Source organism: Roseibium algae, from assembly GCF_037783265.1.
Classification (GTDB): Bacteria; Pseudomonadota; Alphaproteobacteria; order Rhizobiales; family Stappiaceae; genus Roseibium; species Roseibium algae.
On the sequence record NZ_JBAKIA010000010.1, the window covers coordinates 161597 to 174960 of the forward strand.

The window sequence follows — 13364 nt, forward strand, 5'->3', positions numbered from 1 at the left end:
GCACCGTATCCCTGTCAGCGAGTTAAAAAAGTTTGGCGCCAAAGTTAGTTGCCTGTGTCATTTCAGGCGCTCGTGTTGGCAGGAAACCGGTAGCATCAAATGGAAGGCGTTTGATGAACTGTCCTGCACCGCGTTCGGCTTTAAGGGCGCCGCCATCGACAATGATGTTGCCGCGATTGAGGACCGTTACTGGCCAGCCTGTCAGTTCCATGCCCTCGAACGGGGTGTAGTCCATGTTGTCATGCATGCCAGTCGCCGTGACCTGTGTCTTCTTTTCCGGATCCCAGATGGCTATGTCTGCATCCATGCCGATTGCTATGGATCCCTTGCGCTCGCTCATACCGAACAGACGTGCGGCATTGCTTGCGGTTAGCGCAACGAAAGTGTTCAGGGAGATGCGTCCCGTGGCAACGCCTTCGGAAAATAGCAGCGGAGCTCGCAGTTCGATGCCTGGCATTCCATTGGCGACCTTATTGAACGGGGGATTGGGGCCGTTGGACAATTTGCCTGTCTCGTCATAACGGTAGGGGGCATGATCCGAGGAATAAAGCTGCAGGGTTCCTGCGTTCAGGTGTCGCCAAAGGACGTCTTGTGTTGCCTTGTCCCGAAGCGGCGGTGAACAGCAGAATTTGGTGCCCTCAGTTCCCGGTATATCCAGATTGTCGGCCGTCAGGAACATGTATTGCGGGCATGTTTCGCCAAAAATCATCTGACCGTTCATGCGTGCTTCGGCAATGGCGCGCGCGCCTGCGTCCGTGGAGACGTGAACGAATAGAAGCGGTGCTTCGACGAAAGAGGCGAGGGCGATACCACGCTGGATCGCTTCGACCTCAGCTGACGCCGGATGGCTGACTGCATGGTATTTCGGCGCGTCGTAACCGCGGGCGATCAACCTGTCCACCATCCACTTAATGAGCGCATTGTTCTCCGCATGAACCATGGTGAGCGCTCCGTTTTCCCGTGCGGTCACCAGGATGTCCAGCATGTGCTCGTCGGAGACGATCATTTTGTCGTAGGTCATGAAGACCTTGAATGAGGTAATCCCGCGCTCGAAGGCCATCGGAAGCTCTTCTCGCAGAACCTCTTCCGTAGGATCTGAAACAATCAGATGATAGGAATAGTCGAGGACGGAGTTTGGAGCTGCCCGGTCATCATAGGTGCGGATCACATCCTTGATGGTCTGACCTCTGTGCTGGGCGGCGAAGGGCACTATTGTAGAATTTCCACCGAAAGCCGCAGAAACACTGCCCGAATAATAGTCGTCAGCGGTCATTGCACCGGTGGCTGATTCCTGGGCGATATGGCAATGGGTTTCGATGCCGCCGGGCAAGACGAATTTGCCTGTAGCATCAATGGTTTTGAATCCGCCTTCCAGACCAAGAGCCAGGGCCGCGATGCGGCCATCGCGAATGCCTATGTCGGATGTGAACGTATCCGTTGCTGTTGCGATTGTGCCGCCACGGATGACAAGGTCGAATTCTGCCATGAGGTTCTCCTGCGAACTTTATTCAGACTGATTTGATCAGGCCGCCGTCACAGCGGACAACACTGCCTGTTACGTAGCTGGCGCGCGCGGAGACCAGGAAAGTTGCCACGTCGGCAAACTCTCCAACGGCGCCATAGCGTCCAGCTGGAATAGTCGCACGGGACGCCTTGCGCACTTCTTCGAGTTCTTTGCCCTGCCGTTCGGCTGCTTTTCCGTCCAGCTCATCCACGCGGGCGGTATGAATGCGGCCAGGAACCAGAACGTTCGACGTAACGCCGTAGCCAGAGACTTCACCTGCCAGTGATTTTGACCAGCCAACAAGGGCGGATCTGAGCGTGTTTGACATGGCGAGGTTCGGGATCGGCTGAATGACACCGGATGATGTGATGGTGAGGATGCGACCCCAGCCGTTTTCCTTCATCAATGGCAAGCAGAGGTTTGCGATCTCGATCACCCGTGCCACCATGGTGTCAAACTGGCTGCGCCAGAGGTCAGCTGCATGGTCTGTCGTTGCTCCGGGAGGCGGGCCGCCTGTGTTGTTGACCAGAATGTCAACGCCGCCCATCTTCTCAACGGCGGCTTTGTAAAGGTCTTCGGCAGCTGTTGAGGCGGACAGGTCGCTTATAATGTAATCGGCTTTGCCGGGACCTGAGTGTGTCAGCTCATCAGCGCTCGCCTTCAATTTTTCTTCCGACCGTCCACTGAGGCAAACATGTGCGCCTTCCTTGACAAGGCTGCTGGCAACGCCGAGGCCCAGTCCCTGGCTGGAGGCCAGAACGAGGGCGCGTTTTCCGTTGAGATCAAGATTCATGTCCAAGTTCCTTCAAGCGTGCGTCGAGGCGGGCGAGCAGACGATCCAGGTCCTTGCAGTCTTCTGCTGACAGTTTTGGTCCGGGTGCTCGCGTGGCAGCATTGGATATGGCACCCCGGCGGCGGAGGATTTCTTTGCGGATGGCCAATCCGGCACCTGGCTGTTGCTCCAGTCGTACCAGCGGCAAATAGGCATCAAAGATGTCTCTGGCGCGAGAACTGTCGCCTTCATTGGACAGGCCGACCACGTCCACCAGCATTTCCGGAAAGGCAAAGCCGGTCATCGCACCATCGGCACCGCGGGTCATTTCCTCTGGCAGGAAAATCCCACCATTGCCGCACAGAACCGACACCCGACGGGCACCACTGTCCTGACTTAACTTGCGCATGGCAGACAATTTGTTGAGGCCGGGCCAGTCTTCATGCTTGAGCATGACAAGTTGTTCGAATTCCAGAACCAGACGTGTGAAAAGGTCCACGGATATGGAAACGCCTGTGCTCAAGGGAAAGTCTTGAAAACAGACAGGAATATCTGGACCGAGAGCTGCAAACACCTGCGCGAAGTAGCTGTAGATACGTTCTTCAGTCGCCAGGCCACGCATTGGGGCGACCATGACACCAGCAGCGCCTTTATCCATGGCGGCATGGGACAGGCTTGCCAGATTTGTTATGCCGGGATTGGAAACGCCAACAACAACCGGGACACGCCCGCCTACGCGCTCAATCATGTGGCTCATGAATGCGAGCGATTCCGCATCGGACAGCTTTGGTGCTTCCCCCATCATGCCCAGAATGGTCATTCCGGTGACCCCGCGCTCAAGATAGAATTCCACCAGGCTGTCTGCGCTGGCGTAATCTATCTGTCCCGTGTCTGTGAAAGGTGTCGCCGAAATTATAAAGACGCCTTTGGCGTCAATGCCCAGTTTCATGAGCCAGTTTCCTCCTTAGGGGATCCGGATGTCCCGGCTATGGTCTGCGGTAGATGAGGGACGGGAATTTCGAAGCTGTGTTCAACAGCAACATAGTGTTCGCCATGAAGTCGCCCAATCGGGGTATAGGCAGACGTATCGACATGCAGATTTTCGGGGTCGATTAATCCATCCCTTGAATGAAGTGCCAAGATCTCGGCGATGCATAAGTGCCGTGATGATGTGATCTTGCGCATCTCAAACAAGCGGCATTCCAAGCGTATGGGGGACTCTGCGATCCCGGGAGGGGTAACACGCTTGGATGGTGCTTCTGTCAAACCTGCAAAGGGAAGTTCGCTTATGTCTTTGGGCAGATCCGCCGCGCAGGCGGCCATGGCATCTCCCATTTTCTGGTCGACCAGATTGATCACCAGTTCGCCCGTGTCGATGATGTTACGTGTGGTGTCCTTCATACCATTGGTGTCGCGGCGCGCCTCCAGGCCCAGGATGGCAAGTGCCGGATCTTCCGAAAAGATATTGAAGAAGCTGAAGGGAGCAGCGTTGACGACGCCGTTGGCGGAAACAGTGCTTACGAGCGCGATGGGGCGTGGAACCACCGTGGCAGTCAGCAGTTTGTAACGGGACCTTCCGTCCAGTTCATCGAAATCGAGGAACATGTCGGTCATTCTGGCGGTACTTCGGCACCGGTGCGCTCGGTGATGAGCCCGTAGTGCTCAATGCGCCGATGACGGGCGAAATCAAAGATGGTTTCCTTGCCGAAGGTACATAGGTCCAGATCGCAGGAATGCACCAGGATTTCATCTCCCAGAGTCTTGCTTTCGGCCATGATCTTTCCGTTCGGATCGACGATCAAACTACCCCCAATCAAGGGGAAACCATCCTCGATACCCGCCTTTGCCACTGCAACTACCCAGGTCGCGTTTTGATAAGCACCGGATTGCACGCTGAGCCGGTGATGAAACAGGCGGTCCTCGGGTCCTTCTGACGGCATTTGCGAATTGACCGCCGGGGTGTTGTAGCCAAGCATGATCATTTCCACGCCTTGAAGCCCCATGACCCGGTAGGTCTCTGGCCAGCGTCTGTCGTTGCAGATGCACATGCCCATGATGCCACTCTGGCTATGCCAGACCGGAAAGCCGAGATCACCAGGTTCAAAGTAGCGCTTTTCTAGATGCTGAAAGTCGCGCTCCGTATCGAATTCCGAATGTCCGGGCAGGTGTACCTTCCGGTATTTTCCGATAATTTCACCAGTGGGAGCGGTCAGGATTGATGTGTTGAAGTAGTGGCCGTCCGATGTATTTTCTGCATAGCCGACATACATTCCAATGCCGTGCTCGCGGGCTCGATCAAACAGCGGCTTCGTCTCTGCAGACGGAACTTCGGCTTCGAACCAAGTATCAACTTCAGCAGGATTTTCCATGTACCAGCGGGGAAAAAATGTGGTGAAGGCCAGCTCGGGAAAGACTGCTAGGGTTGCGCCAGCTGCCTTGGCCTGGTCGAGGAGGCTAATCATCCGATCAACCACATCCTTTCGGCTTTCAGATTTCTGGATTGGTCCCATCTGAAGAGCAGCAGTTACGATTTTACGCATGAAGTGATCTCCTGATCATGTCGAGAGCTTACGTTCCAGGCGGCTTGCCAGACGGACTGCAGGCCACAGGAGCACAAGATAGAAGCCTGCCGCCATAACGATTGGCGAGGCGTTGTAGGTGATGGAGCGGGCCATGTCGGCCGAGTATAGAAGTTCGGAAAAGGCAACGACGCTGGCCAGAGACGTCAGTTTAACGACCTCTATGGTGTTGCTGACCAGATCAGGCAACACATTACGAACAGCCTGGGGCAAGACAACATAGGCCATGGACTGAAAGGCATTGAGGCCGGTGGAACGGGCAGCTTCAGATTGGCCGGTGCCTATCGAGTCTATGCCTGCGCGGTAAATCTCGCCGTAGTATGCCGAGTTGTTTAATAAAAACGACAAGCAAACCGCCGTGAAAGGGCTGAGGCGGATCCCTGCAAAGGGAAGTCCAGCCGAGATAAAGATCAACAGAGCCAGAGGTGGCACTGCGCGGAATAGATCAACAAGCACTGCTGTCGGCCAGCGTATCCACCGTTGTGGTGTTGTGCTGGCAAGCGCGACCAGAAGACCGCCGACCAAGCCCATGGGAATAACGACCGCACATAGCAGGAGTGTCATGCCGAAACCTCGAAGCATGATCGGCCAAGCATGGATCATGATGTCGAGATTGAAAAACTGGAAGAGGAACTGTTCCATCAACGCTTCCTCCAGGCGAATGCCTGTTCAATGCGCCTGCCGGCGTAGACCACTGGGATGAAAAGGATGAAGTAGGCAATGGTGGCCATCATCAGCGGCGTTGCATTGCCTGCGAAGGACTGGGCGGTTGTCGCCTGATTGAGAAGTTCGCCAACCCCTATAACCATGCCGAGTGCCGTATTCTTGGTAATGGCGATCGTTCTGTTGGTGAGGGGCGCAATGGTCATGCGGATGGCCTGCGGCAGCACGACATAGATCAGGGTCTGGAAATAGCCCATCCCGGTCGATCGGGCTGCCTGCCACTGGCCTTGTGGAACCGACAGGATTCCGGCCCAGAATATTTCCTCTGCAAAAGCGGCAAGCACAAGCGTGAGCACAAGCCAAAGCACCAGATAACCGGACAAGGTGATCCCGATGTTCGGCAAACCGAAATACAAAATCAGGATCAGTACCAGAGGTGGCAGGGCACGAAGCATATCGATGAAGATGATGATGCAGAAATTCACCAGCCGAACCCGGTAGCAGCGCAAGATCGCGAGGCCAAGACCGAGGGCAAGACCGAAGATGACCACGAGCACAGCGATCTGACATGTGACGAACAGGCCTTTCAGAATGTCCGGCCAATATTGTTGCATCACGTCATATTTGAAGAAGGTATCGATAAAGCGTTCGGAGCGCGTCATCTGAGCAGCGTCCTAATGGTGGGCTTCTTGAAGGAAGGCGCGTGTGCGCTCGGCGCAAGGTGCATCAAAGATCTGCCCCGGAGGACCAGCTTCCACGATCTTTCCGTCGGCCATGAAGACGACGTGATCCGCAGCCGTCTTGGCAAAACGCATCTCGTGGCTCACCACAACCATGGTCATGCCATCTTCTTTCAATTGCCGCATGACCCGGAGGACTTCACCCACGAGCTCAGGGTCAAGCGCGCTGGTCGGCTCATCGAACAGCATGATCTTTGGTTCCAGCGCCAGCGCGCGGGCGATTGCAACGCGTTGCTGTTGTCCGCCTGAAAGCTGGTTCGGAAAGTGATCGGCACGATCGAGAAGGCCGACACGCTCAAGCTGTGCCAGACCGATCTCTTCGGCTTCTTTTCTGTTTTTTCCCAGAACCTTGCGCAGAGCCAGCGTTACATTCCCTTTGGCTGTCATATGCGGGTAGAGGTTGAAGGACTGAAACACCATGCCGATGCCGCGTCTGATACGGTTCAAATTGATGTTGCGTTGCGTGATGTCTTCACCGTCTACCAGGATACGGCCTGAGCTCGGATCTTCCAGTCGGTTGCAGCAGCGGAGGAGGCTGCTTTTGCCGGAACCGGATGGGCCGATCAGAAAGGTGAGTTCTCCGGTTCTAGCTTCGAGCGTGATACCGTCGAGAGCTTTTATGTTACCGTAGAGGAGATGAAGATCCTCGACATTGAGAATGGGAAGGGGCTGAGGCACAGGGATCACTTTCGCACATCGTCGCGGATGGGAATGACAGGCCCTGTGACGGACCTGTCATCATGATTGATATGCGTGGACTCAAGAGCAGGAAAGCTCATGAGTTTCGGCGATATAGCCTTCAAGGTCAGGCACGCCGTAGCCAGGGTAAATGGTCACTGCGGCAGAACCCTCGGCGGGGCTTACGCCAAACCATTTCTCGGAAAGCGCAGCAAGAACGCCCTTTTGTTTCAGGCATTCCAATGCGCCTTCGATCTTGGCGCGAAGTTCCGGTTTGTCCTTCGGGAACGGCATGGCGAATACCTTGCCGGTGGAATACAGGTAGGAAAGCTTCAGGGCTGGGTTCTTTTTGGCAGCCCAGGCGCTGGCCGTGTTGCCTGCGACATTCGCAAAGGCCCGGCCGGACATGACTGCCTGTACAGCGTCAGTGTTTGTTCCATAAGATTCTACCGTCCAGCCAACGGTGTCGGTCAGACCACGAGCCCATTTATCATAAGCCGAGCCCTTGTTCACGGCAATAACCTTGCCTTTGAAGCCTTCTAGCGTATCGACTTCTTCTGCGTCGGCTTTCACCAAGAACTGGAAGTCCGTGTTCAGATATCCTTCACTGAATAACATGTTTCCGGCGCGCTCTTCGGTTACCGTAGTGGGGGCGACCAGGAAGTCATAGGTGCCGGCCTGCATGCCAGGCAGAAGGCCCGACCACTGAGCAGCCGTAACATTCATGGTTGCGCCGAGTTCTTTGCCGAGTTCTTCGGCAAGGTCGACATTGAAGCCTTCAACGCCGCCGCTGAGTTTGGGCATGGCGTGCGGTGCGAATGTTCCATCTAGGGCAACGTTGTAGACGTCTTCGGCCAAGGCCGGGGAGATTGACAGGGATGCTGCCAAGGCGACTGCGATGCGAAAATTGCTGAATTTCATCGAATACTCCATTCAAGACCGGTTTCCCAACAAGTTGGGAAAGGCAGGCTTTGTAAGATATGATCTGAAAGACGCGGGAGGGCGCTGCGGATCAACTTGAGAAGCGATAGGTCACAAATTCATCATGATTAAAAAACAAACATTATCAATAACTTCAGTTATTAAATATGAAATAAATATATAATATAAAGTTATATAAAGAATACAGAGCAGAGTATCGACGCGTTATCACAGACGACTTAACTCATCTGTCCAACAGAAGAACTTGGCGCTTCTGTTGGACAGATGAAGCGGTAATCAATCAGCGGCCTATTGCATAAGCCTGCATCAGGCGCGGTGTCGCGGCGGCTTTGAGCAGGCCGTCGGCTTCTCGCTTGGCTGCGGTCAATCGGCCTACGGACCACTCGGGGGCCGCTTCAACAGAATGTCCCTTGTCACGCAAAACCTTGAGAGCTTCCTCGCCGATGTTTTCTTCCACCATGATATGGCCTGGTTGACGCTGGCGCGGATGGAAGGATGCGGGGAAATGGGTTGTGTGGAACAACGGCAGATCGATAGCTTCCTGGAGGTTCAGTCCGTGATGAACGATCCTGAGGAACAGCGACAGCTGCCACTGGTCCTGTTGGTCGCCACCGGGTGTTCCGAATACCAGGGTTGGGCGTCCCTCGAAGAAAGCCAGACTTGGGGTCAAGGTTGTGCGCGGGCGCTTGCCTGGTGCAAGGGATCCAGGCAGGCCTTCATCAAGCCAGAACATCTGGGCCCGCGAATTCAGGCAAAAGCCAAGACCTGGAATAATTGGTGAAGATTGCAGCCAACCACCGGATGGGGTTGCCGAGACCATGTTGCCCCATTTGTCTATGATGTCGATATGAACCGTGTCGCCGCGCTTTTCGGACAAGTGCGACATGGTTGGCTCATAGACGCCGGTTTCCGAAATGCCAGTGGCGTTGATCACGTCCATTGTGCGCGCGACCTGAGATTCAAAACCGGGCAGTGTGCCGGGTTTCAGGTCGATAGAAGCAGTGTCACCGATCAACTTGCGGCGCTCAGCGTTGTAGGCCTCTGACAACAGGTCGGCCATAGGTACGTCGCAGAAGTCCGGGTCGCCATAGTAGATCTCGCGATCCGCATAGGCGAGCTTCATGGCTTCGGTTACCAGATGTACGAAGTCAGGTCCGGCCGGATCGAGACTGGCAATGTCATAACCGCGCAGCAAGGCAAGGGACTGGAGCAAAACAGGGCCCTGACCCCAAGGTCCGGTCTTGGCGACGGTCCAGCCATGGTAGTCGTCGGTCAGTGGAGCCTCGACAGTGGCGTGCCAATTTGCAAGATCTTCCGCGCTTAGGACACCCTTGTGGCGGCTGCCACTGCCGTCCATGACTTCGGCGGTCTTGAGGTAATCGCAGATCGCCTCGGCAATGAAGCCACGATAAAAACAATCACGGGCCGCATCGATCTGGGCTTCTCTGCCTTCCTTTGCTTCACTTTCTTCCAGCAGGCGAGTCCACATGGCCGCCAATTCCAGATTCTTGAACAAAGCGTCTGGCTGGGGCGTTTCGCCACCGGGCAGCCATGTCTTATAGGAGGTCGGCCATTCCTCGCGGAAGAAATCTTTCAACCCGTCAATGGTTGCGCAGACGCGTTCCAGCATCGGGTGGCCATCGCGGGCATAGGAGATTGCCGGCTCAAGGACGTCGCGCAACGGCAGGCTGCCATAATCACGCAGCATCAGCATCCAGGCGTCAAAGGCTCCTGGAATGACAGTTGCCAACAGGCCGTTGCCCGGGATCAGGTCAATGCCCTCGTTCTTGTAGTGCTCGATGGTTGCTCCTGCCGGAGCCGTGCCCTGACCGCAGATCACTTCGCTTTTTTCGGTTTTGGCATCGTATAAAATGATCGGCAAATCGCCTGCTGGTCCATTCAGGTGCGGCTCAACCACTTGAAGAACCAACCCGGTTGCGACAGCGGCATCGAAGGCATTCCCACCCTGTTCCAGGATCTTCATACCGACAGCCGTCGCGATCCAGTGCGTCGAGGTGACAACCCCGAAAGTTCCCTTGATTTCCGGCCTAGTTGTAAATCTTGTCATTTTTTTCTCTTTATATTTAATGCAATAAAAGATCAGCCCTCGCGAGGGTCAAGCGCATCGCGCAGGCCGTCACCAAGGAGGTTGAAGCCGAGCACGACCAGGAAGATTGCTGCACCTGGCCACCAGGCCATCCAGGGAGCCTGGGTCATGAAATTCTTGGCGACATTGAGCATGGAGCCCCAGCTGGGCGAGGGGGCCTGTTGGCCAAGACCAAGGAAGGACAGGCTGGCTTCAGCGATGATGGCTGTCGCAACTGTTAGTGTTGCCTGAACCAGAACGGGCGCAAAGACATTCGGCAAGATGTAGCGGCTTATGATGGCAAAGTCGGTCAGGCCGATGGCTCTTGCGCCCTCAACGTAATCTTCAGTTTTTACGCTGAGGACCTGGCCGCGTGTCAGGCGCACGAAGATCGGCATGGCCGAAAGACCGATTGCGATCATTGCATTAGACAGGCTTGGCCCGAGAAAAGCGGCAAGGGCAATGGCCAGAATCAGGAACGGTGTTGCCAGGAGCGCATCGGCGACCCGGGAGATCGCCTGATCAACCCAGCCGCCGAAGTAACCGGATATCAGTCCGAACGGCACGCCGACCAGAACGGCAATAAAAACTGAAACAACACCTGCCATCAGGGATGCCTGTGCACCCCAGATCATGCGCGAGAGAATGTCTCTCCCGATTTCATCGGTACCAAGCCAGTGGGCGGCTGATGGGGCTTTTCGCACAGCGCTCCAGCTGGTTGCGATTGGATCTGCAATTGGCAGCAGTGGCGCAAGAATGGCAAGCAGAGCAAAGAAAGTGACAATGATGCATCCAACAAGAGCACTCTTGTTCGACTTCAGTTTTTTCCAGGCTCGGCTTTCCAGACGGACACCGTCTGTTTCGGGGGCGTTGAGATCAATTGATGTGGTCACAGGCTGGCCCTCATGCGCGGATTGAGCAGGAAGTAGAGGACGTCGGCGATCAGGTTCATGAGGATGAAGCCTGCTGCTGTACACATCACAACGCCTTGCACGACGGCATAGTCACGGGTGAAAACGGCATCGACAATCAGTTTGCCAAAGCCTGGAATGGTAAAGATCTGTTCAGTCAGAACGGCCCCTGCCAGAAGCTCGCCAAACAAAAGTGCGCTTAAGGTCACAATGGGAAGCAGGGCATTGCGGAAGGCGTGTTTGATGATGACTATGGTCTCATTCAGGCCTTTTGCTCGTGCGGTGCGAACGTAATCCGCTTTCAGAACACCCAGCATCGCTGAGCGCGTGTGTCGCATCAATGTGGCGGCAAGAGCTGTGCCCAGCACAAAAGCTGGCATGATCATGGTTTTCAAGGATCGTCCAAGATCGACAAAGGGGGATTCATAGCCAGACGCCGGAAGCCAACCGAGATTGACTGAAACCAGCAGGATCAACATGATGCCAAGCCAGAAATTGGGAATGGAAAGACCTGACAGCGCGACGATATTGGCGATATAGTCAATTGCCGTGCCTTTTTTGACGGCAGACAGGATGCCGGTGGGAATGCCGATGACGAAGGCGATGATCATGGCCATGGTCGCCAGCTGAATGGTGACGGGCAGCTTGTCGCCAATCAGTTCCAGAACTGGCTGATTTGTGCGCAGTGAAACACCCAGATCGCCCTGCAACATGGCTTTCATCCAGTAGACATACTGATAGATGATCGGATCGTTGAGCCGATACTTTTCCCGAATGAATTCCAACATCTGTGGATCGCGTTCTTCGCCAGCCAAAACCAGAGCCGGATCACCCGGCAGAAGCTTTTGCAGCACGAACACGAAAATCGACACAAGGATCAGGGTCGGAATCGCAATCGCCAATCGGCGGGCGATGTAGGACAGCATGGTCTAAATCCGCAATCAGAAGGGAGAGCCCCGACTTAGCGCCGGGGCCCCAGGACATTACTTGAGCTTGACGTTCTCGAGACGGATCATGCCGTCTGGATAAGGCGTGAAGCCTTCCAGCTTGGAGGACAGGGTCCAGATCCAGGTTGGGTGGTAGAGATAGATGATCGGCAATTCCTTGATCAGGATTGCGCGGGCTTCATCATATTTCGCCTTGCGAACAGCGTTGTCCGTGCTGACGCGGGCCTCGTCCAGAAGTTTGTCCACTTCAGGAATGCAAACCTTGGAATCGTTGATTCCGCCCTTGCAGGTCATGAACTGGTGAATGTTGCCATCCGGATCGACACGGCCGGACCAACCAACCTGGCTTGCCTGGTATTCACCTGCGGACTGATCCGCCAGGAGGCTTGCGAATTCCATCGACTTCAGTTTGACGTTAAAGCCAGCTTCAGCAGCCATGGATTGGACAACCTGCATCATCTGGGTCTGAACCGGATTGTTCGCAACTTGCACTTCCACGTCCAGGCTGTCGTAACCGGCTTCCTTAAGCAGGGCCTTGGCTTTTTCGACATCCCGTGCTTCGATTGGGTAGTCCTTGTCGTACCATGGGCTGGTCGGTGGGAATGGCTGGTTGCCGGGAGCAAAAGCCCCTTCGAACACAACCTGATTGATGGCGTCGCGGTCAAGAGACAGGCTGAAAGCTTGACGGATCTTGGCATCATTGCCAAATGGGTTGTCGCCCTTTGGACCATTGTTCACATTCACCGTAATACCCTGATAGCCAAGGCTGACAGCTTCTTCATACTGCAGATTTGCATCTGCCTTTACCGATGCTGCATCTGTCGCCGCCAGACGTTCAAGCATGTCCAGATCGCCAGATCGAACGTTTGCCAGGCGTACGGTCGTGTCTGGGATCGGTAAGAAAGTCACCTTGTCGAAGTGGATTGCATCTGCGTTCCAATATTCGGCAAATTTCTCCAGGACAATGCGATCCTGCTGAATGCGCTCAACAAACTTGAATGGACCGGAGCACACTGGGGCAGCGCCAAAGTCGGTACCAACCGCTGCTGTTGCCGTTGGTGACAGCATCATTCCGGAACGGTCGGCGAACTGGGCCAGAAGCGTTGCGTCAGGGTTCTTCAGTTTGAACTGAACCTGAAGCGGTCCCGTGACCGATACGCTTTCGATGGATTTGACTTCACTCTTACGACGGCTTTCCGGCATGTTCTGCGAGCGGTCGATATTTGCTTTGACAGCCTCTGCATCAAATGGCGTGCCATCGTGGAAGGTCGCACCTTCGCGCAGGTCCATTGTCAGGGTCAGTCCGTCGTCAGACCAGGACCAACCTGTTGCCAGCTGCGGAATGAGTTCCAGGTCGGGAGTGATGTCAACGAGCTTGTCGCAAAGCGAAGCATAGACGATACGCCCGACAAAGGTGCGAGACTGATCGGGATCAAGAACGTCCGGATCTTCCTGCAAGCCGATGCGCAGGTCAGCCGCAAGTGCCGGGGTGATGATTGTGCTGGCGCTTAGCAAAAGCGCTGCAAGTAGCTTCTTACGCAT

13 protein-coding genes are annotated in these 13364 nt (G+C 55.1%); all 13 read right to left on the reverse strand.

Translation table 11 applies throughout. From position 1 onward, the window contains the following. Positions 1-22: 22 nt before the first annotated feature. The 13 genes from hydA to V6575_RS14970 all read right to left on the reverse strand — a co-directional run bounded on the left by hydA (position 23) and on the right by V6575_RS14970 (position 13364). Complete coding sequence (gene hydA, locus V6575_RS14910) at positions 23-1486, reverse strand: dihydropyrimidinase (RefSeq protein WP_340275418.1); 1464 nt, start codon at positions 1484-1486, stop codon at positions 23-25. Between the two features lie 22 nt (positions 1487-1508). Next, on the reverse strand, positions 1509-2297 hold the full coding sequence (locus V6575_RS14915; RefSeq protein WP_340275421.1) for an SDR family oxidoreductase: 789 nt from the start codon (positions 2295-2297) through the stop codon (positions 1509-1511). Further along, a complete protein-coding gene (locus tag V6575_RS14920) occupies positions 2287-3225 on the reverse strand; it encodes a dihydrodipicolinate synthase family protein (protein WP_340275423.1) in 939 nt (312 codons plus the stop codon). Before V6575_RS14920 ends, V6575_RS14915 begins: the two co-directional genes overlap by 11 nt. Next, positions 3222-3890, reverse strand: a complete 669-nt coding sequence (locus V6575_RS14925) for a flavin reductase family protein (protein ID WP_340275424.1) — start codon at positions 3888-3890, stop codon at positions 3222-3224. Before V6575_RS14925 ends, V6575_RS14920 begins: the two co-directional genes overlap by 4 nt. After that, positions 3887-4816 carry an N-carbamoyl-D-amino-acid hydrolase gene (locus tag V6575_RS14930; RefSeq protein WP_340275425.1) on the reverse strand — a complete coding sequence of 310 codons (930 nt, stop codon included), beginning with the start codon at positions 4814-4816 and terminating at the stop codon, positions 3887-3889. Before V6575_RS14930 ends, V6575_RS14925 begins: the two co-directional genes overlap by 4 nt. A 15-nt stretch (positions 4817-4831) precedes the next feature. Further along, entirely contained in the window at positions 4832-5497 is a 666-nt protein-coding gene (locus tag V6575_RS14935) for an amino acid ABC transporter permease (RefSeq protein WP_340275426.1), read from the reverse strand. Beyond that, a complete protein-coding gene (locus V6575_RS14940; protein WP_340275427.1) occupies positions 5497-6180 on the reverse strand; it encodes an amino acid ABC transporter permease in 684 nt (227 codons plus the stop codon). Before V6575_RS14940 ends, V6575_RS14935 begins: the two co-directional genes overlap by 1 nt. Before the next feature lie 12 nt (positions 6181-6192). Then, positions 6193-6936 (reverse strand): amino acid ABC transporter ATP-binding protein, encoded by a 744-nt coding sequence (locus V6575_RS14945; protein WP_340275429.1) that lies wholly within the window; start codon positions 6934-6936, stop codon positions 6193-6195. 81 nt (positions 6937-7017) lie between these two features. Beyond that, the gene (locus V6575_RS14950; RefSeq protein WP_340275430.1) at positions 7018-7857 is read right to left on the reverse strand and encodes a transporter substrate-binding domain-containing protein; all 840 of its coding nucleotides are present in this window, start codon (positions 7855-7857) and stop codon (positions 7018-7020) included. 301 nt (positions 7858-8158) lie between these two features. Continuing rightward, a complete protein-coding gene (locus V6575_RS14955) occupies positions 8159-9946 on the reverse strand; it encodes a gamma-glutamyltransferase family protein (RefSeq protein ID WP_340275432.1) in 1788 nt (595 codons plus the stop codon). 32 nt (positions 9947-9978) lie between these two features. Next, a complete protein-coding gene (locus V6575_RS14960; protein WP_340275479.1) occupies positions 9979-10845 on the reverse strand; it encodes an ABC transporter permease in 867 nt (288 codons plus the stop codon). A gap of 8 nt (positions 10846-10853) precedes the next feature. After that, positions 10854-11801: an ABC transporter permease gene (locus V6575_RS14965; RefSeq protein WP_340275434.1), complete on the reverse strand. Its 948-nt coding sequence runs from the start codon at positions 11799-11801 to the stop codon at positions 10854-10856. Positions 11802-11858: 57 nt separating this feature from the next. Continuing rightward, positions 11859-13364 (reverse strand): ABC transporter substrate-binding protein, encoded by a 1506-nt coding sequence (locus tag V6575_RS14970; protein WP_340275435.1) that lies wholly within the window; start codon positions 13362-13364, stop codon positions 11859-11861.

Coding starts and splice junctions, on each gene's coding strand:
- hydA (WP_340275418.1), bottom strand. CDS start 1,486: ATGGCAGAATTCGACCTTGTCATCCGTGGCGGCACAATCGCAACAGCA.
- V6575_RS14915 (WP_340275421.1), bottom strand. CDS start 2,297: ATGAATCTTGATCTCAACGGAAAACGCGCCCTCGTTCTGGCCTCCAGC.
- V6575_RS14920 (WP_340275423.1), bottom strand. CDS start 3,225: ATGAAACTGGGCATTGACGCCAAAGGCGTCTTTATAATTTCGGCGACA.
- V6575_RS14925 (WP_340275424.1), bottom strand. CDS start 3,890: ATGACCGACATGTTCCTCGATTTCGATGAACTGGACGGAAGGTCCCGT.
- V6575_RS14930 (WP_340275425.1), bottom strand. CDS start 4,816: ATGCGTAAAATCGTAACTGCTGCTCTTCAGATGGGACCAATCCAGAAA.
- V6575_RS14935 (WP_340275426.1), bottom strand. CDS start 5,497: ATGGAACAGTTCCTCTTCCAGTTTTTCAATCTCGACATCATGATCCAT.
- V6575_RS14940 (WP_340275427.1), bottom strand. CDS start 6,180: ATGACGCGCTCCGAACGCTTTATCGATACCTTCTTCAAATATGACGTG.
- V6575_RS14950 (WP_340275430.1), bottom strand. CDS start 7,857: ATGAAATTCAGCAATTTTCGCATCGCAGTCGCCTTGGCAGCATCCCTG.
- V6575_RS14955 (WP_340275432.1), bottom strand. CDS start 9,946: ATGACAAGATTTACAACTAGGCCGGAAATCAAGGGAACTTTCGGGGTT.
- V6575_RS14965 (WP_340275434.1), bottom strand. CDS start 11,801: ATGCTGTCCTACATCGCCCGCCGATTGGCGATTGCGATTCCGACCCTG.
- V6575_RS14970 (WP_340275435.1), bottom strand. CDS start 13,364: ATGCGTAAGAAGCTACTTGCAGCGCTTTTGCTAAGCGCCAGCACAATC.